The following is a 22,773-nucleotide window of genomic DNA, read 5'->3' on the forward strand; positions in this document are numbered from 1 at the left end:
TTTACATTGACGTAAACGTCAATCGCCGATCCGTCGTCATGACCGCCACGCCCGCCCGTTCGAAGGACGACCGCACGTTCACCATCACCGAGCTCGCGCAGGAGTTCGACATCACGCCGCGCGCGATCCGCTTCTACGAGGACGTCGGCCTGCTGTCGCCGTCGCGTGCCGGCCGCAACCGCGTCTACACCCAGCGCGACCGCACGCGGCTGAAGCTGACCTTGCGCGGCAAGCGGCTGGGCTTCTCGCTCACCGAGATCCGGCAGCTGGTGACGATGTACGAGTCGCCGTCCGACACCGCGCCGCAGCTCGAGGCCTTCCGCGAGGCGCTGATGAAGCACCGCCAGCAGCTCGAGCAGCAGCTGGAAGACCTGCAGGTCACGCTGGCCGAGATCGCCCAGCACGAGGACCGCTGCGAGCGCCTGCTGGCCGCGCAGCGGCCGGCCGCCGCGGCGCCGAAGCGCCGGCGCACTGCCGCCGCCGCCGAGCGCTGAGCCGCGGCGCCGCGCCGGCGGGTATGATTGACGTTTACGTAAACGTCAATTGAGCAGTCCTCAACGGCAAGGCGGATCGGCATGACGACAGCGTTCGAGGCGGAACCGGGCTACGAGCTGCGGGTGCGGGAATCGTTCGCGCGCCAGGCGGTGATGCGCACCCTGGACGCGCGGCTTGAGACCATCGAGCCCGGTCGCGTCGTGATCACGATGCAGCACCGCGCCGAGCTGACGCAGCAGCACGGCTTTCTGCACGCCGGCATCGTCTCCACCGCGCTCGATTCGGCCTGCGGCTACGCCGCTTTCTCGCTGATGCCCGCCGACGCCGCGGTGCTGACGATCGAATTCAAGGTCAACCTGCTCGCGCCCGCGCGCGGGCCCCGCTTCCGCTTCGAAGGCCTCGTGGGCAAGGCCGGCCGTACCATCAGCGTCGTCGACGGCAGCGCCTGGCAGACCGACGAACACGGCCGCGAGACCCGCGTCGCGACGATGACCGCCACCGTGATGACGGTGCGGGGCCGCGAAGGGCTGAAGCACTGATTCCACTTCTGCACGACAGCACCACGGAGACACCATGAGCAATCTGCCCGGACTCGACTTCCAGCTCGGCGAGGACATCGACGCGCTGCGCGACGCCGTGCGCAACTTCGCGCAGGCCGAGATCGCGCCGCGCGCCACCGAGATCGACGCCAGCGACCAGTTCCCGATGGACCTGTGGCGCAAGATGGGCGAGCTCGGCGTGCTCGGCATCACGGTGCCCGAACAGTACGGCGGCGCCGCGATGGGCTACCTCGCGCACATGGTGGCGATGGAGGAGATCAGCCGCGCATCGGCCTCGGTGGGCCTGAGCTACGGCGCGCACTCGAACCTCTGCGTCAACCAGATCAAGCGCAACGGCAGCGAGGCACAGAAGGCCAAGTACCTGCCCAAGCTGATCAGCGGCGAACATGTCGGCGCGCTGGCGATGAGCGAGCCCGGCGCCGGCTCCGACGTCATCAGCATGAAGTTGAAGGCTGAGGACAAGGGCGGTTATTACGTGCTCAACGGCAGCAAGATGTGGATCACCAACGGCCCCGATGCCGACACGCTGGTGGTCTACGCGAAGACCGATCCGCAGATGGGCGCGCGCGGCGTCACCGCCTTCCTGATCGAGAAGGGCATGAAGGGCTTCTCGATCGCGCAGAAGCTGGACAAGCTCGGCATGCGCGGCTCGCACACCGGCGAACTGGTGTTCCAGGACGTCGAGGTGCCGGCCGAGAACGTGCTGGGCGCGGTCGGCGGCGGCGCGAAGGTGCTGATGTCCGGCCTCGACTACGAACGCGCGGTGCTCGCCGCCGGGCCGATCGGCATCATGCAGGCGGTGATGGACAACGTGGTGCCCTACATCCACGACCGCAAGCAGTTCGGCCAGTCGATCGGCGAGTTCCAGCTGATCCAGGGCAAGGTGGCCGACATGTACACCGTGCTGCAGGCCGCGCGCGCGTTCTGCTACACGGTGGGCAAGAACCTCGACAAGCTCGGCACCGACCACGTGCGCCAGGTGCGCAAGGACTGCGCCAGCGTGATCCTGTGGTGCGCCGAGAAGGCCACCTGGATGGCCGGCGAGGGCATCCAGGTCTTCGGCGGCAACGGCTACATCAACGAGTTCCCGCTCGGCCGCCTGTGGCGCGACGCCAAGCTCTACGAGATCGGCGCCGGCACCAGCGAGATCCGCCGCATGCTGATCGGCCGCGAGCTGTTCGCGGAGACGATGTGACGCACGCCGGGCCCGTGCCCGTGCTCGCCGGTGAGCGCTGCACCCTGCGCGCGCTGACGAGCGCCGACGCGCCGTCGATCGCGCGCCATGCCAACGATGCCGCCGTGGTGCGCAACCTCTTCGAAGGGTTTCCGCACCCGTACACGCTGGCGCACGCCGAAGCCTGGTGCGGGCCGCAGCATCGCGAGCCGCAGTACGGGCACGTGTTCGCGATCGATGTCGCCGGCGAGGCAGTCGGCTGCCTCGGCGTGATGCCGCAGCCGGGGTTCCTGGCCTGCAACGCGATGGTCGGCTACTGGATCGGCCAGGCGCACTGGGGCCGCGGCATCGCGGCCGAGGCACTCGAGCTGGCGACGCGCTGGGCGTGGGATGCGCTGCCGAGGCTGACGCGCCTGTACGCGCCGATCTTCGTGCGCAACGCGGCCTCGCAGCGGGTGGTCGAGAAAGCAGGCTATCAGCGGGAGGCGCTGCTGCCGCGCTCGATGATCCGCGACGGCCAGGTGCTCGACATCGTCCAGTACGCAACCTACCGCGAGGACCACGCATGAGCGGATCGATCGTCGCCATCGGGGGTGGCGGCTTCCTGATGGACGACACCACCGGCCGACAGGAGCGCTACCTGCTGTCGCTGCTGCGCGAGCGCCGCCAACGGCCGCGCGTGCTGTACGTCGGCACGGCGGCCGGCGACAGCGAGCGCATGCAGCTGCGCTTCATGAACCACTTCGTGCAGCTCGGCTGCGAACCCGCGACCCTGCCGTTCTTCCAGTACGACATGAAGCGCGACTACCACCAGGCCGTGCGCGACGCGGACCTGGTCTACGTCGGCGGCGGCAATACGCCGGCGATGCTGGCGGTGTGGCGCGAGTTCGGCTTCGACGCGACGCTGCGCGAGGTCTGGCAGGCCGGCACCGTGCTGGCCGGCATCTCCGCCGGCGCCAACTGCTGGTTCGAGCAGTACATCACCGACAGCGTGCCCGGCGGCGGCGTGCGAGCCGGCCTCGGCTTCCTGCCCGGCACCTTCTGTCCGCACCTCGACAGCGAAGCCTGGCGCCAGCCGGTGCTCGCCGAGGTGCGCGCGCTGCCGGCCTTCGGCGCGCCCGATGGCGTGATGCTGCATTTCGACGGCACCCGCTTCGCCGAGGCGGTCACGTCGCTCGAAGGTCGCGAGGCCGTGCGTCGCACCGATGCCGCGAAGCCTGTGCCGCTGCCAACGCGCCTGCTCGCCGCTTCGTAAACTGTGCACTGCAACATCGCTGTAAACCGGGTGCCCTGACCGATGACCGCCGACAACCTGCAAGAGCTCTTCCAGAAGAACCGCGACTGGGCAGCGGCCACCGAGACGCGCGAGCCGGGCTTCTTCACCCGCCTGCTGCAGCAGCAGACGCCGCAGTACCTGTGGATCGGCTGCGCCGACAGCCGCGTGCCGGCCAACGAGCTGGTTGGCCTGCTGCCGGGCGAGCTGTTCGTGCACCGCAACGTCGCCAACCTGCTGGTGCACTCGGACCTCAACGCGCTGTCGGTGATCCAGTACGCGGTCGACGCGCTGATGGTGCGCCACGTGATCGTGGTCGGCCACTCGAACTGCGGCGGCGTGCGTGCGGCGCTGGAGAACCGCCGCGCCGGCCTCGTCGACAACTGGCTGCGCCACGTGCAGGACGTGCGTGACCTGCACGACGGTTTCCTCGCCGGGCTGCACGAATCGCTGCGCGTCGACGCGCTGGTCGAGCTGAACGTGCTCGAGCAGGCGCGCAACGTCTGCCGCACCACGGTGGTGGCCGATGCCTGGCAGCGCGGCCAGTCGGTCGTCGTGCACGGCTGGGTCTACGGGCTGCACAACGGCCTGCTGGAGGACCTGCACATCACCGCCGCGAGCAACGACGACGTCGGCCTGGCCTACGACACCGCGCTCGCGCAGCTGAAGCAGCGCTGGCGGCAGCGCCAGGCGCAGCTCACCGCCTGAGGACCTGAAGCGATGCGCGCGCTGTTCCCGCACCGGCTGACGGATTCACGCGCGTTCGACGTCGCGCTGGCGATCATCGAGGGTTTCGACCGCCACTATCGCCTCTTCACCGAGACCAACCGCGAGGCCAAGGCGCGGTTCGAGGCCGCCGACTGGCACGGCCAGCAGCGTGCGCAGCGCGAGCGCATCGAGTTCTACGACACGCGCGTCGACGAATGCGTCGAACGGCTGCAGACCGAGTTCGACGTCGCGACCTTGTCCGACGACACCTGGGCGCAGACCAAGCTGCACTACATCGGCCTGCTGACGAACCACCAGCAGCCCGAGCTCGCCGAGACCTTCTTCAACTCGGTGACGACGAAGATCCTGCACCGCCGCTACTTCCGCAACGACTTCCTCTTCGTGCGGCCGGCGGTGTCCACCGAGTACATCGAGAACGACGAGCCGGCGTCGCTCCCGACCTACCGCGCCTACTACCCGACGCGCGACACGCTGCGCGAGACGTTGCTGCGCATCGTCACCAACTTCCAGTTGAAGCGCGAGTTCGAGGACCTGGGCCGCGACATCGACCAGGTGCTCACCGCGCTGTCGCGCCACACCGGCCAGGTGCGGCTGCGCGCGAACTTCCAGATCCAGGTGCTGTCGTCGCTGTTCTACAGGAACAAGGGCGCCTACCTCATCGCCCGCATCGTCAACGGCTTCTCAGAGACGCCGATGGTGCTGCCGATCCTGCACAACGAGCGCGGCCAGCTGGTGATCGACACCGCGCTGTTCACGCAGGACGACCTGCTGATGCTGTTCAGCTTCGCGCGGGCGTACTTCATGGTCGAGATGGCGGTGCCCAGCGCCTACGTGCAGTTCCTGCGCAGCCTGATGCCGAGGAAGCCTCGTTCGGAGATCTACTCGGCGCTCGGCCTGCAGAAGCAGGGCAAGAACGCCTTCTACCGCGACTTCCTCTACCACCTGCGCCATTCGAGCGACAAGTTCGGCATCGCGCCCGGCATCAAGGGCATGGTGATGCTGGTGTTCGACCTGCCGTCGTTCCCCTACGTCTTCAAGGTCATCAAGGACTTCTACCCGCCGCAGAAGGACACCACGCGCGAGCAGATCAAGGCCAAGTACCTGCTGGTGAAGTCGCACGACCGCGTCGGCCGCATGGCCGACACGCTGGAGTACACCAGCGTCGCGTTCCCGCGTTCGCGCGTGTCCGACGAACTGGTGGCCGAGCTGATGCACTTCGCGCCCAGCCAGGTAGAGGAAGACGGCGACGCGCTGATCATCAAGCACCTGTACATCGAGCGGCGCATGATCCCGCTGAACATCTACCTGCACGACGCGACCCGCGAGCAGATCGAGCATGCGGTGATCGAGTACGGCAACGCGATCAAGGACCTCGTGGCCGCCAACATCTTCCCCGGCGACATGCTGTGGAAGAACTTCGGCGTCACGCGGCACGGCAAGGTCGTGTTCTACGACTACGACGAGATCGAGTACCTGACCGACTGCAACTTCCGCAAGGTGCCCGAGCCGCGCACCGAGGAGGAGGAGATGTCCGGCGAGGTCTGGTACGCGGTCGGCCCGAAGGACATATTCCCCGAGACCTTCGGCCCCTTCCTGCTCGGCAACCAGGCCGTGCGCGAGGTGTTCATGAAGCACCACGCCGACCTGCTCGACCCGGCCTTCTGGCAAGCCCACAAGGACCGCATCAAGGCCGGGCATGTGCATGATGTGTTTCCCTATGAAGCGAACCGCCGCTTCGTCCATCAGCGCCAGGTGCATCCCGCCGCCGCCACGCCGCTGGTGCCTGCCTGACCCCCTCTTTCGACCGACCTGATCCAGGAGCAACGCCATGGCCGATCCCATCGTCATCGTTTCCGCCGCCCGCACGCCGATCGGCGGCCTGCTGGGCGACTTCTCGTCGCTCGCGGCCTGGGAGCTGGGCGCCGTCGCCATCAAGGCCGCCGTCGAGCGCGCGAAGGTGCCCGGCGATGCCATCGACGAGGTGCTGCTCGGCAACTGCCTGATGGCCGGCCAGGGCCAGGCGCCCGCGCGCCAGGCCATGCGCCGCGCCGGCCTGCCCGATGCGACGGGCGCGGTGACGCTGTCGAAGATGTGCGGCTCCGGCATGCGCGCGATGATGTTCGCGCACGACATGCTCGCGGCCGGCTCGGCCAACGTGATGGTCGCCGGCGGCATGGAGAGCATGACCAACGCGCCGCACCTGATGTTCGCGCGCAAGGGCGTGAAGTACGGCGCCACGGCCATGTACGACCACATGGCGATGGACGGCCTGGAAGACGCCTACGAGCGCGGCAAGGCGATGGGCGTGTTCGCCGAGGCCTGCGTCGCGAAGTACCAGTTCACGCGCGAGGCGCAGGACCAGTTCGCGATCGCCTCGACGACGCGCGCGAAGCAAGCCAATGAAGACGGCAGCTTCGACTGGGAAATTGCGCCGGTCACGCTGCCGGGCAAGGCCGGCGACGTGAGCGTCAACCGCGACGAGCAGCCCTTCAAGGCCAAGCTCGACAAGGTGGCCGGCTTGAAGCCCGCGTTCAAGAAGGACGGCACGATCACCGCGGCGACCTCGTCGTCGATCTCCGACGGCGCCGCCGCGCTGGTGATGGTGCGCGAGTCCACCGCCAGGCAGCTCGGCCTGCAGCCGGTGGCGCGCATCGTCTCGCACGCGGTGCACGCGCAGGCGCCCGAGTGGTTCTCGACCGCACCCGCCGGTGCGATCGAGAAGGTGCTCAAGAAGGCCGGCTGGGATGCCAAGAGCGTCAACCTGTGGGAGGTCAACGAGGCCTTCGCCGCGGTGACGATGGCCGCGATGGCCGAGTACAAGCTGCCGCACGAGATCGTCAACGTGCACGGCGGAGCGGTGGCGCTGGGCCATCCGATCGGCGCGTCGGGCGCGCGCATCGTCGTCACGCTGCTGGGCGCGCTGAGGAAGCGCGGCCTCAAGCGCGGCGTCGCGTCGCTGTGCATCGGCGGCGGCGAAGCCACCGCGATGGCGGTCGAGCTGTTCTGACGGTCGGACCCCGTGGCTGACGTGCTCGTCATCGGCGCCTCGCGCGGCATAGGCGCGGAGCTGGTGCGCCAGCACCACGCAGCCGGCGACCGCGTGGTTGCCACGGCGCGCGACGACGCGGGCCTCGCGCGCACCGCCGCGCTCGGCGCGACGGCGCTGCGGCTGGACGTGACCGACAGCGCCGGTGCCGCGGACTTCGGCCGGCGGATCGACGGCGAAGCCTTCCACACCGTGTGGTTCGTCGCCGGCGTCTACGGCCCGCGCACGACCGGCCTGCAGCCGCCGACCGAGGCCGAGTTCGACGCCGTGATGCACACCAACGTGCTGGCCGCGATGCGCCTCCTGCCCACGCTGGCCCAGGCCCTGGCGCCGGTCGGCCGCATCGCGGTGCTGTCGTCGCGCATGGGCTCGATGGGCCTGCGCAGCAACGCCAACGGCTGGCTCTACCGCGCGTCGAAGGCGGCGCTGAACTCGGTGGTGACGGACGCCTCGCTGGCGCTCGATGGCCGCGCCGTTTGCGTGGCATTGCACCCGGGCTGGGTGCGCACCGACATGGGCGGAGAGGGCGCCGACCTGGCCGTCGAACGCAGCGTTGCCGAATTGCGCGCGACCGTCGCCGGCCTGACGCTCGCCGACAGCGGCAGCTTCCTCAACCACGATGGCCAGCACCTCGACTGGTGAGCGGGTCGATCGACACCAAGACTTCCGGAGACTTTCGATGTTGTTGAGCGACGACCACCGCGCCGTGCAGGACGCCGTGCGCGAGTTCGTGCAGGCCGAGATCGCCCCGAAGGCGGCGGCCTGGGACAAGAGCCACCACTTCCCGGCCGCGGAGCTCAAGGGCCTGGCCGCGCTCGGCTGCTACGGCGTCGCGGTGCCGACCGACTACGACGGCGCGGGGCTGGACTACCTGTCGCTGGCGCTGATCCTCGAGGAGATCGCTGCCGGCGACGGCGCCACCAGCACGGTGGTCAGCGTCAACAACTGCCCCGTCTGCTCGATCCTGATGGCCTTCGCCAACGAGGACCAGAAGCAGCGCTATCTCAAACCGCTGGCGCGCGGCGACATGCTGGGCGCGTTCTGCCTCACCGAGCCGCATGTCGGCTCGCAGGCCGACGGGCTGCGCACGACGGCCGTGCGTGACGGCGACCACTACGTGCTCAACGGCGTCAAGCAGTTCATCACCAGCGGCAAGAACGGCGACGTCGCGATCGTGATGGCGGTGACTGACAAGGCCGCCGGCAAGAAGGGCATCAGCGCCTTCATCGTCGAGACGCGCACGCCAGGCTACTCGGTCGCGCGCATCGAGGACAAGATGGGCCAGCATGCCAGCGATACCGCGCAGATCAACTTCGACAACTGCCGCGTGCCGGCCGCGAACCTGCTGGGTGAAGAAGGCATGGGGCTGAAGATCGCGCTGTCGGGGCTGGAGGGCGGGCGCATCGGCATCGCCAGCCAGTCGGTCGGCATGGCGCGCGCGGCCTTCGACGCGGCGCTGGCCTACAGCAAGGAGCGCACCGCCTTCGGCCAGCCGATCTTTTCGCACCAGGCGATCCAGTTCAAGCTGGCCGAGATGGCGACCAAGATCGAGGCCGCGCGCCAGCTGATCTGGCATGCCGCGAGCCTGAAGGACGCCGGTCGGCCGTGCCTGAAGGAAGCGGCGATGGCCAAGCTCAACGCCAGCGAGATGGCCGAGCAGGTGTGCTCCGCCGCGATCCAGGTCTTCGGCGGCTACGGCTACGTCAGCGACTTCCCGGTCGAGCGCATCTACCGCGACGTGCGCGTGACGCAGATCTACGAAGGCACGTCCGAGGTGCAGAAGATCCTGATCGGGCGCGCGCTGGCCTGAAGCGCGCAGACGGTCATGGAGCCGAGCCAATACTGTTCGCGTTGTCCGTTTTCGGCCCTGAGCGGCCGTTGGCCGCCCAGGGCCCGAGGGCCCTATCGCCCCGCTCCCCCACGCCCCCTCCGAGAGGGGGCTCCAGCATGTCGGCAGCTCCCCCAGCCCCCTCCGGGAGGGGGCTCCAGCTCGAATGTCGAGTCGGCCAGCTGGCCGACCGACACCTTCGGAGTCTCTCGCGCCGCCCGCACGCGCCGCGCTCCGCACGAGGCGCCGGCCGAAGGCCGGCTCGTCGAACATGCTGGAGCCCTCCTCTTGGAGGGGGGCTCGGGGGGAGCTGTCGCACATGCTGGAGCCCCCTCTCGGAGGGGGCGCGGGGGAGCGGTGCAAGCAGGGCCTCCGGCCCTGGGGCGGCCAACGGCCGCTCAGGGCCGAAAACGGCCAAAGCGAGGGCAAACGCCTGGTGCCCTTGCGCCACGTCGGCTTCCAGGCCCCCTGACGTTCGCTCCGCCGTCGTCCGGCTTGACACCGCCCGCCGTCGGCCTATCGTTGCCGCGCATCCGGACCTCGGAGGTGCACGATGACGACCACGGAATCCGGCCTGCCGCAGCTGCGCGGCGGCCTGTTCCTCAGCGACGGCGGGCTGGAGACGACGCTGGTCTTCCAGCGCGGCATCCCGCTGCCGCACTTCGCGGCCTTCGTGCTGCTGGGTGACCCGACCGGCCGGCAGGTGCTGGCCGAGTACTTCAAGCCCTACCTTGCGCTCGCCGCGCGCACGCCGGGCGCCGGCTTCGTGCTCGAGACGCCGACCTGGCGCGCGAATGCCGACTGGGGTGCGAAGCTGGGCTTCGACGCGGCGGGCCTGGCGGCGGTGAACCGCGACGCCGCCACCTTCGTGCGCCAGCTGCAGAAGACCTGGGCCCCGCGCATCGAGGGCGAGGTGGTCACCGCCGGCGTCATCGGCCCGCGCGGCGACGGCTACGTCGCCGAAGAACCCGGCAGCATCGACGAGGCCGCGCGCTACCACCAGCCGCAGGCCGAGGCGCTGCGCGAAGGCGGCGTCGAGATGCTGATCGCGGTGACGATGACCGGCAGCGCCGAGGCCTGCGGCGTCGCGCGCGCGGCCGCGGCGGTCGGGCTGCCCTGCGTCGTGTCCTTCACGCTGGAGACCGACGGGCGCCTGCCCAGCGGCGAGACGCTCGGCGAGGCGATCGTGCGCGTCGATGGCGACGGCCACCCGCCGGCCTACTTCCAGCTCAACTGCGCGCACCCGAGCCACTTCGAGAACGTGCTCGCCGACGGGGCCGCCTGGCGCGAGCGCATCCGCGGGTTGCGCGCGAACGCGTCGACCAAGAGCCACGCCGAGCTCGACGCGTCGACCGCGATCGACAGCGGCGATCCGGAGGACCTGGGTCGGCGCTACCTGCGCCTGCGCGCGCCGCTGTCGCGGCTCAACGTGCTGGGCGGCTGCTGCGGCACCGATGAACGCCACCTGCGCGCGATCGCGCGGGCGTGGACGTCGGGCTGATCAGTCGGCGACCTCGACGCGGTTGCGCCCCGCTTCCTTCGCGCGGAAGAGCGCCGCGTCGGCGCGCGCGATCAGGCTTTCCGGGTCCTTGTCGACCGAATGGGCGAGCGCGACGCCGACGCTGATCGTCGTGCCCAGCGCCTCGGCGCGCACCAGCACGCGAAGGCGTTCGGCCAGCGCGGTCGCCTGCTGCGGCTCGGTGTCGGGCAGCAGCAGCAGGAACTCCTCGCCGCCGACGCGGCCGACGATGTCCTCGGCGCGCACGTGGTTCTGCAGCAGGTTCGACAGGTGCACCAGCACGCTGTCGCCGGCCGCCTGGCCCAGCGTGTCGTTGATCTTCTTGAAGTGGTCGAGGTCGATCGCCACCACGGCCAGCGGCGACTGCGTGCGGCGGTGGCGCTGCCACTGGCGCTTCAGCGCCTCGGTCATCGCACGCCGGTTGTGCAGCCCGGTCAGCGCGTCGCGCACGGAGGCTTCGCGCAGCGTCGAGACGAGCCGCTGCACCAGCATCACGATGAACATGAAGCTCAGCATCGCGCAGCCGGTCAGGTAGGTGCCCATCAGCTCCAGGTTGCTCGGCACGCCGCGCAGCATCTCGATCGGCTCGGCCCATTGCACCGTCTGGATCAGGCCCAGCAGCATCAGCGTGACGGCGATCACCCCGCCCGGCACCACGATGGCCAGCATCGACGGCCGCCCGAACTCGGTGGCCGCGGCCTCGCGGATGGTGATCATCGTGCGCATCACCGTGTAGGCCTGCGCGGCATACGACAGCACGATGCGCAGCGTCGACCAGTGCTCGGCCGGCCCCGCGGCGACGATCAGCGCGATCACCGGCGCCAGCATCGCGAGCTGCTCGCGGTCGTGGCGCTCCACCTTCATGAACAGCTCGGTGCCACGGCGCATCATCGCGAAGCTGACGATGCCGACGATGTTCGCGCCGTTGTAGAAGACCCAGTGGCGCGGCTCGCCGCGGCCGCTGGCCAGCGCGAGGCCCAGGCCCAGCAGCGCGAAGAACAGGCCCCAGTGCAGCAGCGCACGCCGCGCATCGCGCATCAGCATGCTGACCAGCGCCCAGAGCAGCCCGTACAGCCCCATCTGGACGGCAACCAGCCACTGCAGCGGTGCGAGATCGGTCTCGGTCATCGGGCGGCGGTGAACGGGCGGTGTTGCGGCATGGGGGGATGATTGTCGACGGAGTCCAGGGGGGATTTCGGCCCGCGGCGCGGCCAGCCCACAGCGGCGTTACCGATGGACACGCTTCGCCGCACGCGATACGGTGCCGCGCATGCGCTCCCCTTCGATCGATTTCTACTTCGACTTCTCGTCACCGTACTCCTACATCGCCAACGAGTGGATCGACGCGCTGGCGGCTCGTCACGGACGCACGGTGCGCCGGCACGCCATCCTGCTGGGGGTGACCTTCCAGGCGGCGGAGCTGAAGAGCCCGGTGTCCTACCCGATCAAGCGCGAGTACAGCCTGCGCGACTTCGCCCGCTCGGCGCGCTACGAGGGCGTGCCCTTCGTGATGCCCGATCCATTCCCGATCCCGACGCACAACGCGGCGCGAGTGTACTGGTGGCTGCATGACACGCGCGGCGCGGCCGACGCCGCGCAATGGACACGCAGTGCCTTTCGCGCCTTCTTCGTGCGCGGGATCCCGTTGAACGACGCGCCCGCCCTCAAGGCCCTGGCGGCCGATTCCGGCCTCGATGCCGACGCGGCCGAGGCCGCGTGGAACGACCCGGCCTGGAAGGAGCGCCTGAAGCGCGCCAACGAGCAGGCCATTGCCGCCGGGGTGTTCGGCGCACCGTTCTTCATCGTCGACGGCGAGCCCTTCTGGGGCAACGACCGCAAGCCGCAGATCGAGCGCGTGCTGACCAGCGGCCCGTTCTGAGCCCGTTCTGAGCCCGCTCTGAAGCGCCCGGCGAGAATGCCGGATGGCCGACCCGACCCCGCGCATCCACTGGACCGACGCCGACGGCCAGCCGCAGTCCGCGCGCTGGATTTCGCTGGCGCGCCACCCGGCGCCGACAGCGGTCGAGTTGGCCGACGACCGGCTCGATGCCAACGCGGCCTACAAGCTGATCGAGCAGGGAACCGGCCTGCTGTGGCAGGGCGATTTCCACAACGCGCGCCAGCTGCTGCAGGCGCTCGGCCGGCGGTTGGAGCGCCGGCTGTCGCGCAATGCGAAGCCGCCGGCCACGCCGGCCGAGGCCTTCGCGGCGCAGCGCACGCTGCAGGCGCAGCGCGCGCAGCTCCTGGGGCGGCTGTTGTTGCCGGTGAACGCCGACCACCGCCTCCCGCTGCGCCGCGCGCCCGACGTGCGCGCGGCCGCGGCCGAAGCCTTCGGCGACGTGGGTGAGGCCTACGTGATCTCGCTGCGCGAGCTGCAGGGCGCCATCGGCGCGCATGAATGGCGCAAGAAGGGCGTGCCGGTGCCGGCGCTGCGCGGCGCGATCCATCCGCACCACGGCGTGTTCTCGCCGGTGCGCGGCGAGTATGTCGAGCTGGTCGCGCGCGCGCCGCTGCCCGCGGCGGCGAAGTCGGCCGGCGCCTTCGACATCGGCACCGGCACCGGCGTGCTGGCCGCGGTGCTGGCGCGGCGCGGCGTGAAGCCGATCATCGCCACCGATCTCGATGAACGCGCGCTCGCCTGTGCGGCGGACAATGTCGAGCGGCTCGGTGTCGGGGATCGCATCACGCTGCAACGCGCGGACCTGTTCCCGGACGGCCGCGCGGGCCTCGTCGTCTGCAACCCGCCCTGGGTGCCGTCGCCGCCGAGCTCCGGCTTGGAAGCGGCGGTCTACGACCCCGACAGCCGCATGTTGCGCGGCTTCCTCGCCGGCCTCGCGCAGCACCTCGTCGCCGGCGGCGAAGGCTGGCTGATCCTGTCGGACCTCGCCGAGCACCTCGGCCTGCGGCCACGCGCGCAGCTGCTCGGCTGGATCGCCGATGGCGGCCTCGCGGTGGCCGACCGCATCGACACCCGGCCGACACACAAGCGCGCGCTCGATGCGGCCGACCCGCTGCACGCAGCGCGCTCGGCCGAGGTCACGTCGCTGTGGCGGCTGGTACCGGCCACGGCCGTCGCGCGCTGACCCTAGGCCGCGTCGCTGGACCGTTAGGCCTTACAAGCCGTCACGCCGCCGTCACCGGCGCCGCGCAAGATCGTCGGCTTTCATCCGAACGATCCGAGGAGGCCCCGATGACCCGTTGGCTGCGACCCCTGCCCGCCCTGATGCTCTGTGCCGGCCTGCTGGCCGCCTGCAGCAGCGACGATCCCGATCCCTGGCCGACGCTCGACGGACAGCAGCCGCTGGTCGTCGGCCACCGCGGCGCTTCCGGATACCTGCCCGAGCACACGCTGGAGTCCTACCAGCGCGCGATCGACCTCGGCGCTGACGCCATCGAGCCCGACCTGATCGCCACCAAGGACGGCGTGCTGATCGCCCGCCACGACCCGAACCTGGCCTACAGCACCAACGTCGCCAGCATCGCGAAGTTCGCCGACCGCAAGCGCACCGACTATCTCGTCGACGGCGAAAAGCAGACCGGCTGGTTCGCCCAGGACTTCACCTTGGCCGAGATCCGCGAGCTCGGCGCGATCGCCACCGACGCCGAGCGGCCGCAGCAGTACAACGGCCAGTTCAAGGTGCCGACCTTCCAGGAGATCATCGAGCTCGCGAAAGCGCAGAGCACGCGCCTGGGCCGCACGATCGCGATCTACCCCGAGAGCAAGAACCCGACCTTCCACCGCGACCTGAACCTCGCGCTCGAGCCGAAGATCGTTGCGATGCTCGTCGCCGCCGGCTGGAACAGCAAGACCGCGCCGGTCTTCGTGCAGAGCTTCGAGCCCAGCAGCCTGAAGCAGATGCGCGCGCTGGGCCTGAATGTGCGCATGGTGCAGCTGATCGATGCCGACTGGTACGACTACAAGACCGGGGGCCTGAGCTACGCCGCGCCCTGGGACCGGCCCTACGACTGGACCAAGGCGGGCGATACGCGGCTGTACAGCGCGATGGTCACGCCGGCGGGCCTGGCCGAGATCAAGACCTACGCCGACGGCATCGGCCCGTGGAAGCCCTACATCATCCCGATGAAGGGCGAGTTCGATGCCGCCGGCAACATGCGCGACCTCAACGGCGACGGCGTCGCCGACCTGCGCGATGCGCGGTCGCAGGCCCCGACCACGCTGGTCGCCGACGCCCATCGCGCCGGCCTCTTCGTGCACCCGTACACCTTCCGCAACGAGAGCAAGCGCCTGGCCTTCGACCATGCCGGCGACCCGAAGGCCGAATACCTGCAGTACTTCCGCCTCGGCGTCGACGGCCTGTTCTCGGACTTCCCGGACACCGCGATCGCGGCGCGCGCCACGGTCGCGAAGGACCTCGGCTACCGCTAACGCCTATTGAACGCGTGCGGCGGCGGCCGGCCGCTGCCGCACCGATGCCGGGCTGGCGCCGGTGATGCGCTTGAAGACCTTCGCGAAGGCCGCGCGGTCCTCGTAACCGACGGCCCAGGCCACGGCCTCGACCGTCTGCTGCGGGTCGGCCAGCAGCGCCTCGGCGGCGCTGATGCGCACGCGCTGCAGGTAGTCGATCGGCGTCAAGCCGGTGGCCGACTTGAAGCGCCGCAGCAGGCTGCGCGGCGAGCAGTGCACCTGCTCGGCCATCACGCCCAAGCTCAGCGGCTCGGCGTGGCGGGCATCGATCCAGCGCTGCAGCCGGCCGATCGCCGCGTCGTCGTGGTCGGGCGCCGGCAACCGCGGCGCATGGCGGCGCTGCGAGCCGCGCAGCGCGTCGTCGAACACCAGCTCGTTGGCCACGCGCCGCGCCAGCGCATCGCCGCCGGCCAGGCGCACGAGGTGCAGGCAGAGGTCGATGCCGGCGTAGGCGCCGCCGGAGCAGGCGACGTCGCCGTCGTGCGTCACCAGCTGGTCGATCTGCAGCTTCGCGCCCGGATAGCGGCGCCGGAACGGCGCTTCGAGCGACCAGTGCGTCGTCGCCCGCCGGCCGTCGAGCAGCCCCGCCTCGCCGAGCACGAAGGCGGCGCTGCAGATGCTGGCGAAGCGCGGCAGCAGCGCGGCGCCGCGGCGCGGCCGGCGCGAGGCCAGCCACTGAATCCACGGCGCCAGCGCCTGCAAGGTCGCCGGCTCGGGCAGGCCGATCGCCGGCACCAGCAGCAGGTCGGGCGCGGCCGCCTCGTCCAGCGCAGCGTCGACGTCGAGGCGGCCGAGCGCGGAGGCCACCGGCCGGCCGTCGACCGACAGCCGCTGCAGCTTGGCCAGCGGCTTGCCGCCGCTGGCGTGGCCGGCATGGCGGTTGGCCAGCCGCAGCACGTCCAGCGCCATGGCCAGGCTGGACGGCACGGTGTGCGGGGTGATCGCGAGCGCAATGGTCGGCATGGCGGGATTGGACACGCAATTGTCGATCTCGCCAACAGCCGATCCGGCCCGGCGGGCGAACAATGCGGTCCGTCGCCTGCCGCTGGAGCCCTTCTTCATGTCCGCCGAAACTGCGCTGCTCGATCGTTTCTACACCGCCTTCGCCCGTCGCGATGCCGAGGGCATGGCCGCTTGCTACCACCCGCAGGCGCGTTTCTCCGACCCGGTGTTCCCGGCGCTCGAAGGCAGCGCACCCGGCGACATGTGGCGCATGCTGATGTCACGCTCGACGGACCTCACGCTGGAGGCGGGCGGCCGCAGCGCGGCCAACGGCGAAGGCCGCGCCGACTGCGTCGCGGTCTACACCTTCACCGCCACCGGCCGGCCGGTGCGCAACCCGATTTCGTCGACCTTCCGCTTCCGCGACGGCCTGATCGTCGAGCAGCGCGACCGCTTCGACTTCTGGGCCTGGTCGCGCCAGGCGCTGGGCCTGCCCGGCCTGCTGCTGGGCTGGACGCCGCTGCTGCGAGGCAAGGTGCAGCGCCAGGCCGCGCAGGGGCTGGCGGCGTTCCGCCGCAAGCTCGGGCGCTGAAAACGCTGCCGGGCGCCGGGTCAAACCGCCTCGGCCGCGGGCGGGGGCGGGTGGCGGCCGGATACTTGCCGATCCTCCTTGACCGCCGCACCGCATGGCCCTCGACCTGCTGCACTACCTGCGCATCCAGGCGCACGCCAACCGCCTCGCGAACCACCGGCAGCTGACCGCGATGGCGCCGCTGACGCGCGACGAGCTGCATGCGCCGCGCACCAGCTTCTTCCCCAGCCTGATCGAGACGCTGAACCACATCCTGATGGTCGACGTCTACTACATCGCCGCGCTGCATGGCGAGGCCGACATGGTCGCGCAGGCCGACGCGGTGCCCCGGCACGAGACGCTGGCGACGCTGGCCCCCGCGCAGGCCGCGGCCGATGCGCGGCTGATCGGCTTCTGCGACCGGCTCGATGCCGCCGGCCTCGACGCCGAAGTCCGCATGCAGCGCCGCGACCATGTGCAGCGCGACCGCGCCGGCCATGTGCTGGCGCACCTGCTGAACCACCAGGTGCACCACCGCGGCCAGGTGCACGCGATGCTCGCCGGCACGCGCATCGCGCCGCCGCAGCTCGACGAGTTCATGATGCCGAGCGAAGCGCACCTGCGGCGGCCCGACATGGCCGCGCTCGGGTGGCTGGAGCGGGACGTCTACGGCGAGCTGCTGCCACCGTCGCCCGCGTGACAAGCCGGCAAGGGCGCGCCGCCTAGCATCCCGGCTCGACTTCGATCCTGCAGGAGACCCGCATGTCCGCCACCCTCGCTTCGCTCGTGAACCACCAGGTTCGCCTCGCTGCCCGCCCCACGGCCAAGACCGGCCCCGAGCACTGGCAGTTCACCGAGGAGGCCGTGACCGAGCCGGCCGACGGCGGCGTGCTGGTCAAGACGCTGGCGCTGTCGCTCGACCCGGCGATGCGCGGCTGGCTGAACGAGGGCAAGAGCTACATCCCGCCGGTGGGCATCGGCGAGGTGATGCGCGCCGGCGGCATCGGCCGCGTGATCGCATCGAAGCACCCCGGCTTCGCGGTCGGCGACATCGTCACCGGCGGCCCCGGCGTGCAGGAATACGCCAGCTACACGCCCGAGCAGGTCAAGCGCTCGGGCCTGGCGAAGATCGACCTGCGCCTGGGCTCGGTCACCCAATGGCTCAACGTGCTCGGCATGCCCGGCATGACCGCCTACTTCGGTCTGCTCGAGGTGGGCGAGCCGAAGCCGGGCGACACCGTCGTCGTCTCGGGCGCGGCGGGCGCGGTCGGCCAGACCGTCGGCCAGCTCGCGAAGCTGAAGGGCTGCCGCGCGGTGGGCATCGCCGGCGGGCCGGCGAAGTGCGAATGGGTGGTCAAGGAGCTCGGCTTCGATGCCTGCATCGACTACAAGGCCGGCCCGGTGAAGGACGGCCTGAAGGAGCACTGCCCGAAGGGCATCGACGTCTACTTCGACAACGTCGGCGGCGACATCCTCGACGCCGCGCTGGCGCGGCTGAACCGCCATGCGCGCATCGTGATCTGCGGCGCGATCAGCCAGTACAACAACGAAGGCGGCGTGATGCAGGGGCCGAAGAACTACCTGTCGCTGCTGGTCAACCGCGCGCGCATGCAGGGCATGGTGGTGTTCGACTACGCCGACCGCTTTGGGCTGGCGATCGCCGAGATGGCCGGGTACCTCAAGGACGGCCGCATGAAGAGCAAGGAAGACGTCGTCGAGGGCGGCGTGAAGGTCTTCCCCGAGACCTTGAACAAGCTCTTCAGCGGCGAGAACTTCGGCAAGCTGGTGCTGAAGGTCGCCGACGAGTGAGCGGCCGCCCGCGCCGTCCCTAACCCGGATTCGGCGCGGCCTGTGCCATCAGCGTCATCAGCGCCTGCGCGTAGCCGGGCGCGGTCGGCTCGTGCATGAAGTAGGCGTACGACTCGCCCCAGCCGGTGGCCGCGATGCGCTCGGCCCAGGCCGCGAGCTCGGCGTCGCCGTAGTGCTCCAGCCGCAGCCGCAGGTAGCCGAAATCGGCGGTGCGCTCGAGCGGCGGCGGGGCGTTGTCCTCCCTCTCGGACAGCACCAGCGCCGCACCGGCAGCGTTCAGCGCGGCGTACACCGCGTCGTCGAACCAGCTCGGCTCGCGGAACTCGAAGGCCGCGCGGTGGCCTTCGGGCAGCAGCGCGAGGAAGTCGGTCAACCGCGGCAAGTCGCGCTTGAGGTTCGGCGGCAGCTGGAACAGCACCGGCCCGCGACGCTCACCCAGCGACTGCAGGTTGCGGTACAGGTAGTCGACCGACTCGGCGACCTGCTCGGCCTTCAGCCGCCCGTCGTGCGTGATGCGGCGCGACGCCTTGACCGCGAAGCGGAAGTGCGGCGGCACCACCTCGGTCCAGTGCTCGAGCATCTCGCGCTTGGGCATGCGGTAGAAGGTGTTGTTGATCTCCACCGTCGGCAGCCGCTCGGCGTAGAAGCCGAGCATCGCATCGGCCGCCAGCTTCTCGGGGTAGAAGCTGCCGCACCATTCCTTGTACGAGAAGCCGCTGGCACCGGCCAGCAGGCGCGGCGCGGCGGGCGGCGTGGGGACGGATGAGCTCATCGGCGCGGCTTTCGCGCGGGGTCGATGCCGCGCGCGTCCGATGATAGGCGCGGTGTTCAGCGCGTGGGGCGCGCCGGCGCCGGACGCAAAAAAGGCGTCGCGCAGCCCGCGCGACGCCGAGGCCGATGCAGCCGCCCTGAGGTTCGCTGCCGCACCGGGCGGCGCCGCGGGCCCGTCCAATCCGCGGCGCCGCGCTCTGCCCCCTCCTCGAGGTCATGAGGCCCCCAAGTCGCTTCGCTCCTGCCCCCCGAGGGGGTGAGCCCGGACGAGAACAGTCCAGTGGACTGTTCTCGCCTGGCGAACGGCTGGTCCGCAAGGACCAGCGCGGCCTGCAGGGCGACAGCCGCCTTGGGGCGGCCCGGCGGCGGCTCAGAACGCGTGGAACATGCCCAGCGCGTAGCCCGTCTTGTTGGTGCCGGCGGGCGCCTTGCTGTCGTTGGCGACGACCGCGAAGACGTTGGTGCGCTTCGAGAGGTGGTACTTGTAGCCCAGCGACACCAGCTGCTCGACGCGCGTGCCGCCCTGGTCCTGCAGGTCGACCGAGCCGATCAGCTCGTGCAGGCCCAGCGGGATCGTGAAGCCGCCGATCAGGTTCTTGCGCTTGACCTTGGCCGCGTCCTGCCCGCTGCCGTAGCCGAAGTAGAGCTTGGCGACCTCGAGGTCGTAGGTGGCGGCGAACGAGGTCCAGCGCGAGTCGCTGTCGCCGTCGTTCGACACCTCGTGGCCGAGACCCACGAACACCGGCCCGGCGCCGTAGCTGAGGCCCACGTTCGCCGGCCGCTTCTTGTCGCCGCTGCCGACCGTCTCGGCCGAGACCTGGGCGCCGAACGAGAAGCCGCCGACCGAGTGCTCGTAGCTGATCGCGTTGTTGACCCAGAACGCGCCGAGGCAACCGCCGCGGAAGGCCGGCCCGCAGCCGACCGTGCCGTAGGTGCCTTCGCCCAGCGTGCCCATGCCGAAGGGGTCGGACGCGAACTGCGACTTCAGGAAGGCCTGCGACCACCAGCGGCCGAGCTTGAGCGAGCCGGCGGCGTCGCTGCTCAGCCCGACCCAGGAGCCGCCCTTCCAGAAGGTGGCGCCGCCGCCGACGGTGCCGTCGTCCGGATTGAGGCGGTGCTCCAGGTAGAACGAGGCCTTCAGGCCGTCCCCCAGGTCTTCGGTGCCTTTGAAGCCGAGCCGGCTGCCACCCATGTCGAACAGCTTCGTGCCCGGCTTGTCCTGTGTCTGCCGGCCGGCCTGCAGCTCGAGGAAGCCGAAGGCAGTCACCGAGGACTGGGCCCAGGCCCCGCCCGTGCAAGCCAGCGCGGCCAGCCCCGCGACCACGTACTTCTTCATGTCGAAAGTCTCCTGATGATTGGATTCAAGGTGGAGGCGTCGGCCTGTGTTCGGACAAAGACCTTGCCGTGTCAACGTGTTACGGTGACGATGCAATATTAAATCAATCTAAGACGATCAACTAAAGAAAATTCACATCAAGCCGAAATGCCCCTCAGCCAGCGGTACGGGGCATGGGGTTCCCGGGCGTGGGGCGAAGGAGACAGCCATGAACCGTTCCACCGGACTGCCGCCTGATGCGGCCACCCTGCCGCCCGACGCGGACAACCAGCGGCCCGCCGCCGCCACCGTCACCGGCGCGGCCACGCGCGGCAGCGTTGCGCGCCGCATCTCGCTGCTCGGCGGCGCCTTCCTGCTGCTGGTGCTGGCCGGCATCTGCGCGGTGATGACGGCCATGCTCAGCAAGCGTGCGCAGGAGCGCACCGTGTCGTGGGTCGACGCCAAGGTCGAGGCGGTCGCGCAGGCGATGGATGCCTACGACCAGACCGCCAAGCTGCTGGTCGAGCGCTTCTTCAAGGTTTTCGGCGACCAGTTCGGCAAGGCCTTCACGCTCGACGAGGCCGGCGGCCGGCTGACGCAGCTGGGCATCGCGCTGAACGATTACCACAACCCCTGCGACAAGTTCAGCGACTTCACCGGCGGCGCGGCCGCGGTGCTGATGAAGCGCGGCAACGGCTTCGTCGCGATCAGCGCGTCGCTGAAGAACGCCAAGGGTGAACGCGCGGTCGGCATGGCGGTCGATGCCGCGCACCCGGCGCATGCGGCGCTGCTGCGCGGCCAGCCGTGGAGCGGGCGCCTGAGCCTGTACGGCCGGCCCTTCATCGCCCGGTTGCAGCCGGTGCGCGACCTGCAGGAGCGCATCGTCGGCGCGCTCTTCGTTGCCTTCGACCTGAGCGAGTTCGATCGCTCGCTGGAGCAGATGGTCGCCGGCGTGCGGTTCTTCGACTCGGGCGGCGTCTACGTGATCGATGCGCGCGGCGATGAAGCCTCGCAGGCGACGCTGATGCTGCCGCCGGCGCAGCGCGGGCGCACCTTGGCCGAGGTGGCCGGTGCGGGCGCGCCGCAGCTGCTGGCGGCGCTGCGTGCGAGCCGGCCGGGCGTCGAGCTCGAATCAGCCGCGGGCGTGCTGGCCCCAGGCGCGAGTGACCGCTTTGCCGTCGTGCGGCCGAGCGCCGGCACCGGCTGGCTGGTGGTCGGCGAGGTCTCGTCCGGCGAGGTGATGCGCCAGCAATGGGCGACGCTCGCGCCCTTCCTCGCGCTGTTCGCGCTCGCCGCGGTGGCGCTGTGCGCGGGCCAGTTCGTGATGATGCGGCGCTGGGTCGGCCAACCGCTGAAGGTGCTGACCGGCACGCTGGAGCGCGTGGCCGGCGGCGACCTGTCGCAGCCGGTGCCCGTCGGCCGCGACGACGAGATCGGCCAGATGATGCGTGGCGTCGAGCAGCTGCGGCAGCGCTTCATCGGCATGCTCGGCGCGGTGCGCGCGTCGGCCGAGACCATCGCGCTGGCATCCAGCGAGATCGCCTGCGGCAACCACGACCTGAGCCGGCGCACCGAAGAAGCCGCCGCGCGCCTGCAGCAGACCACCGCGTCGATGGAGCAGGTGCACGGCAATGTGCGCGACACCGCCGAGGCCACGCGCTGCGCCGATGCGCTGGCCAGCAGCGCGTCGGAAGCGGCCGAGCGCGGCGGCGCGGCGATGCGCGACGTGGTGCAGAAGATGGCCGGCATCTGCGCCAGCAGCAAGCGCATCACCGAGATCACCGGCGTCATCGACACCATCGCCTTCCAGACCAACATCCTGGCGCTCAACGCTGCGGTCGAGGCGGCGCGCGCCGGCGACAGCGGCCGCGGCTTCGCGGTCGTCGCGTCGGAGGTGCGCAGCCTCGCGCAGCGCTCGGCCGCCGCGGCACGCGAGATCAAGCAGCTGATCGCCGGCAGCGTCGCCGAGGTCGAGGGCGGCGCCGTGCTGGCGGACACCGCGAGCCGGCGCGTGCAGGAGATCCTGGCCGGCGTGCGCCGCGTCAACCAGACGCTGGGCGAGATCAGCGCCAGCACGCGCGACCAGTCCGACGGCCTCGGCCACATCAACGAGTCGGTGGCCACGCTGGACCGCATGACGCAGCAGAACGCCGCGCTGGTGGAGCAGTCGGCCGCAGCCGCCGAGAGCATGAAGGGGCAGGCGGCGGCGCTGGTCGGCGCGATCGCGCAGTTCAGGCTGGCGCCGGAAGAAGTGGATGCGGCCGCCGCCGCGGCCGCCGCGCTGCAGGCGGCCTGAGAGGCCGCCGGCTTCAGTG

General features: G+C 70.5%; 22 protein-coding genes. 18 read left to right on the forward strand and 4 right to left on the reverse strand.

Going from position 1 to position 22,773, the window contains the following annotated elements; all coding sequences use genetic code 11:
* The first annotated feature begins 38 nt into the window (after nucleotides 1–38).
* From P1K89_RS27455 to P1K89_RS27505, 11 genes are all read left to right on the forward strand, one after another.
* Nucleotides 39–494 (forward strand): MerR family transcriptional regulator, encoded by a 456-nt coding sequence (locus tag P1K89_RS27455; protein ID WP_284619724.1) that lies wholly within the window; start codon nucleotides 39–41, stop codon nucleotides 492–494.
* Nucleotides 495–575: 81 nt separating this feature from the next.
* The gene (locus P1K89_RS27460) at nucleotides 576–1,034 is read left to right on the forward strand and encodes a PaaI family thioesterase (protein ID WP_284619725.1); all 459 of its coding nucleotides are present in this window, start codon (nucleotides 576–578) and stop codon (nucleotides 1,032–1,034) included.
* Nucleotides 1,035–1,068: 34 nt separating this feature from the next.
* Complete coding sequence (locus P1K89_RS27465; protein WP_284619726.1) at nucleotides 1,069–2,250, forward strand: isovaleryl-CoA dehydrogenase; 1,182 nt, start codon at nucleotides 1,069–1,071, stop codon at nucleotides 2,248–2,250.
* Nucleotides 2,251–2,264: 14 nt separating this feature from the next.
* Nucleotides 2,265–2,798, forward strand: coding sequence for a GNAT family N-acetyltransferase (locus tag P1K89_RS27470; RefSeq protein WP_284619727.1), 534 nt, complete (start codon nucleotides 2,265–2,267; stop codon nucleotides 2,796–2,798).
* Nucleotides 2,795–3,484 (forward strand): Type 1 glutamine amidotransferase-like domain-containing protein, encoded by a 690-nt coding sequence (locus P1K89_RS27475; RefSeq protein WP_284619728.1) that lies wholly within the window; start codon nucleotides 2,795–2,797, stop codon nucleotides 3,482–3,484. Before P1K89_RS27470 ends, P1K89_RS27475 begins: the two co-directional genes overlap by 4 nt.
* A gap of 42 nt (nucleotides 3,485–3,526) precedes the next feature.
* Complete coding sequence (gene can / locus P1K89_RS27480) at nucleotides 3,527–4,210, forward strand: carbonate dehydratase (protein ID WP_284619729.1); 684 nt, start codon at nucleotides 3,527–3,529, stop codon at nucleotides 4,208–4,210.
* 21 nt (nucleotides 4,211–4,231) lie between these two features.
* A complete protein-coding gene (gene aceK / locus P1K89_RS27485; protein ID WP_284619913.1) occupies nucleotides 4,232–6,022 on the forward strand; it encodes a bifunctional isocitrate dehydrogenase kinase/phosphatase in 1,791 nt (596 codons plus the stop codon).
* 37 nt (nucleotides 6,023–6,059) lie between these two features.
* The gene (locus P1K89_RS27490; protein ID WP_284619730.1) at nucleotides 6,060–7,238 is read left to right on the forward strand and encodes an acetyl-CoA C-acyltransferase; all 1,179 of its coding nucleotides are present in this window, start codon (nucleotides 6,060–6,062) and stop codon (nucleotides 7,236–7,238) included.
* A 12-nt stretch (nucleotides 7,239–7,250) separates the two neighbouring features.
* Nucleotides 7,251–7,919, forward strand: coding sequence for an SDR family oxidoreductase (locus P1K89_RS27495; protein ID WP_284619731.1), 669 nt, complete (start codon nucleotides 7,251–7,253; stop codon nucleotides 7,917–7,919).
* Between the two features lie 37 nt (nucleotides 7,920–7,956).
* On the forward strand, nucleotides 7,957–9,087 hold the full coding sequence (locus P1K89_RS27500) for an acyl-CoA dehydrogenase family protein (RefSeq protein WP_284619732.1): 1,131 nt from the start codon (nucleotides 7,957–7,959) through the stop codon (nucleotides 9,085–9,087).
* A 571-nt stretch (nucleotides 9,088–9,658) separates the two neighbouring features.
* Nucleotides 9,659–10,606 carry a homocysteine S-methyltransferase family protein gene (locus tag P1K89_RS27505; RefSeq protein ID WP_284619733.1) on the forward strand — a complete coding sequence of 316 codons (948 nt, stop codon included), beginning with the start codon at nucleotides 9,659–9,661 and terminating at the stop codon, nucleotides 10,604–10,606.
* Here the strand turns inward: P1K89_RS27505 and P1K89_RS27510 are convergent, their stop codons facing one another.
* Entirely contained in the window at nucleotides 10,607–11,752 is a 1,146-nt protein-coding gene (locus P1K89_RS27510) for a GGDEF domain-containing protein (RefSeq protein WP_284619734.1), read from the reverse strand.
* A gap of 142 nt (nucleotides 11,753–11,894) precedes the next feature.
* Between P1K89_RS27510 and P1K89_RS27515 the strand changes: the two genes are divergently transcribed.
* The 3 genes from P1K89_RS27515 to P1K89_RS27525 all read left to right on the forward strand — a co-directional run bounded on the left by P1K89_RS27515 (nucleotide 11,895) and on the right by P1K89_RS27525 (nucleotide 15,011).
* On the forward strand, nucleotides 11,895–12,503 hold the full coding sequence (locus P1K89_RS27515; protein WP_284619735.1) for a 2-hydroxychromene-2-carboxylate isomerase: 609 nt from the start codon (nucleotides 11,895–11,897) through the stop codon (nucleotides 12,501–12,503).
* Nucleotides 12,504–12,546: 43 nt separating this feature from the next.
* On the forward strand, nucleotides 12,547–13,707 hold the full coding sequence (locus P1K89_RS27520) for a 50S ribosomal protein L11 methyltransferase (protein WP_284619736.1): 1,161 nt from the start codon (nucleotides 12,547–12,549) through the stop codon (nucleotides 13,705–13,707).
* A gap of 107 nt (nucleotides 13,708–13,814) precedes the next feature.
* Nucleotides 13,815–15,011 (forward strand): glycerophosphodiester phosphodiesterase, encoded by a 1,197-nt coding sequence (locus tag P1K89_RS27525; protein WP_284619737.1) that lies wholly within the window; start codon nucleotides 13,815–13,817, stop codon nucleotides 15,009–15,011.
* 3 nt (nucleotides 15,012–15,014) lie between these two features.
* Here the strand turns inward: P1K89_RS27525 and P1K89_RS27530 are convergent, their stop codons facing one another.
* Nucleotides 15,015–16,013, reverse strand: coding sequence for a GlxA family transcriptional regulator (locus P1K89_RS27530; protein ID WP_284619738.1), 999 nt, complete (start codon nucleotides 16,011–16,013; stop codon nucleotides 15,015–15,017).
* A gap of 97 nt (nucleotides 16,014–16,110) precedes the next feature.
* Here P1K89_RS27530 and P1K89_RS27535 point away from each other — a divergent pair, with 97 nt between their 5' ends.
* The 3 genes from P1K89_RS27535 (at nucleotide 16,111) to P1K89_RS27545 (ending at nucleotide 18,372) form a co-directional block, all read left to right on the forward strand.
* Nucleotides 16,111–16,584: a nuclear transport factor 2 family protein gene (locus P1K89_RS27535; protein WP_284619739.1), complete on the forward strand. Its 474-nt coding sequence runs from the start codon at nucleotides 16,111–16,113 to the stop codon at nucleotides 16,582–16,584.
* Between the two features lie 94 nt (nucleotides 16,585–16,678).
* The gene (locus tag P1K89_RS27540) at nucleotides 16,679–17,263 is read left to right on the forward strand and encodes a DinB family protein (RefSeq protein ID WP_284619740.1); all 585 of its coding nucleotides are present in this window, start codon (nucleotides 16,679–16,681) and stop codon (nucleotides 17,261–17,263) included.
* A gap of 62 nt (nucleotides 17,264–17,325) precedes the next feature.
* Nucleotides 17,326–18,372 (forward strand): NADP-dependent oxidoreductase, encoded by a 1,047-nt coding sequence (locus tag P1K89_RS27545; RefSeq protein ID WP_284619741.1) that lies wholly within the window; start codon nucleotides 17,326–17,328, stop codon nucleotides 18,370–18,372.
* A gap of 19 nt (nucleotides 18,373–18,391) precedes the next feature.
* Here P1K89_RS27545 and P1K89_RS27550 read toward each other — a convergent pair whose 3' ends face one another.
* Nucleotides 18,392–19,144, reverse strand: coding sequence for a DUF72 domain-containing protein (locus P1K89_RS27550; RefSeq protein WP_284619742.1), 753 nt, complete (start codon nucleotides 19,142–19,144; stop codon nucleotides 18,392–18,394).
* Nucleotides 19,145–19,513: 369 nt separating this feature from the next.
* On the reverse strand, nucleotides 19,514–20,479 hold the full coding sequence (locus P1K89_RS27555; RefSeq protein WP_284619743.1) for a porin: 966 nt from the start codon (nucleotides 20,477–20,479) through the stop codon (nucleotides 19,514–19,516).
* 208 nt (nucleotides 20,480–20,687) lie between these two features.
* Here P1K89_RS27555 and P1K89_RS27560 point away from each other — a divergent pair, with 208 nt between their 5' ends.
* On the forward strand, nucleotides 20,688–22,754 hold the full coding sequence (locus P1K89_RS27560) for a methyl-accepting chemotaxis protein (RefSeq protein WP_284619744.1): 2,067 nt from the start codon (nucleotides 20,688–20,690) through the stop codon (nucleotides 22,752–22,754).
* Nucleotides 22,755–22,773: the final 19 nt, after the last annotated feature.

This window comes from Aquabacterium humicola (assembly GCF_030167915.1).
In the GTDB taxonomy this organism is placed as follows: domain Bacteria; phylum Pseudomonadota; class Gammaproteobacteria; order Burkholderiales; family Burkholderiaceae_C; genus Pseudaquabacterium; species Pseudaquabacterium humicola.

Bases quoted from the DNA above. Each gene is read 5' to 3' on its own strand.
- P1K89_RS27455 (WP_284619724.1), top strand. From the start codon at position 39: ATGACCGCCACGCCCGCCCGTTCGAAGGACGACCGCACGTTCACCATC.
- P1K89_RS27460 (WP_284619725.1), top strand. From the start codon at position 576: ATGACGACAGCGTTCGAGGCGGAACCGGGCTACGAGCTGCGGGTGCGG.
- P1K89_RS27465 (WP_284619726.1), top strand. From the start codon at position 1,069: ATGAGCAATCTGCCCGGACTCGACTTCCAGCTCGGCGAGGACATCGAC.
- P1K89_RS27475 (WP_284619728.1), top strand. From the start codon at position 2,795: ATGAGCGGATCGATCGTCGCCATCGGGGGTGGCGGCTTCCTGATGGAC.
- can (WP_284619729.1), top strand. From the start codon at position 3,527: ATGACCGCCGACAACCTGCAAGAGCTCTTCCAGAAGAACCGCGACTGG.
- P1K89_RS27490 (WP_284619730.1), top strand. From the start codon at position 6,060: ATGGCCGATCCCATCGTCATCGTTTCCGCCGCCCGCACGCCGATCGGC.
- P1K89_RS27500 (WP_284619732.1), top strand. From the start codon at position 7,957: ATGTTGTTGAGCGACGACCACCGCGCCGTGCAGGACGCCGTGCGCGAG.
- P1K89_RS27505 (WP_284619733.1), top strand. From the start codon at position 9,659: ATGACGACCACGGAATCCGGCCTGCCGCAGCTGCGCGGCGGCCTGTTC.
- P1K89_RS27510 (WP_284619734.1), bottom strand. From the start codon at position 11,752: ATGACCGAGACCGATCTCGCACCGCTGCAGTGGCTGGTTGCCGTCCAG.
- P1K89_RS27515 (WP_284619735.1), top strand. From the start codon at position 11,895: ATGCGCTCCCCTTCGATCGATTTCTACTTCGACTTCTCGTCACCGTAC.
- P1K89_RS27520 (WP_284619736.1), top strand. From the start codon at position 12,547: ATGGCCGACCCGACCCCGCGCATCCACTGGACCGACGCCGACGGCCAG.
- P1K89_RS27525 (WP_284619737.1), top strand. From the start codon at position 13,815: ATGACCCGTTGGCTGCGACCCCTGCCCGCCCTGATGCTCTGTGCCGGC.
- P1K89_RS27530 (WP_284619738.1), bottom strand. From the start codon at position 16,013: ATGCCGACCATTGCGCTCGCGATCACCCCGCACACCGTGCCGTCCAGC.
- P1K89_RS27535 (WP_284619739.1), top strand. From the start codon at position 16,111: ATGTCCGCCGAAACTGCGCTGCTCGATCGTTTCTACACCGCCTTCGCC.
- P1K89_RS27540 (WP_284619740.1), top strand. From the start codon at position 16,679: ATGGCCCTCGACCTGCTGCACTACCTGCGCATCCAGGCGCACGCCAAC.
- P1K89_RS27545 (WP_284619741.1), top strand. From the start codon at position 17,326: ATGTCCGCCACCCTCGCTTCGCTCGTGAACCACCAGGTTCGCCTCGCT.
- P1K89_RS27550 (WP_284619742.1), bottom strand. From the start codon at position 19,144: ATGAGCTCATCCGTCCCCACGCCGCCCGCCGCGCCGCGCCTGCTGGCC.
- P1K89_RS27555 (WP_284619743.1), bottom strand. From the start codon at position 20,479: ATGAAGAAGTACGTGGTCGCGGGGCTGGCCGCGCTGGCTTGCACGGGC.
- P1K89_RS27560 (WP_284619744.1), top strand. From the start codon at position 20,688: ATGAACCGTTCCACCGGACTGCCGCCTGATGCGGCCACCCTGCCGCCC.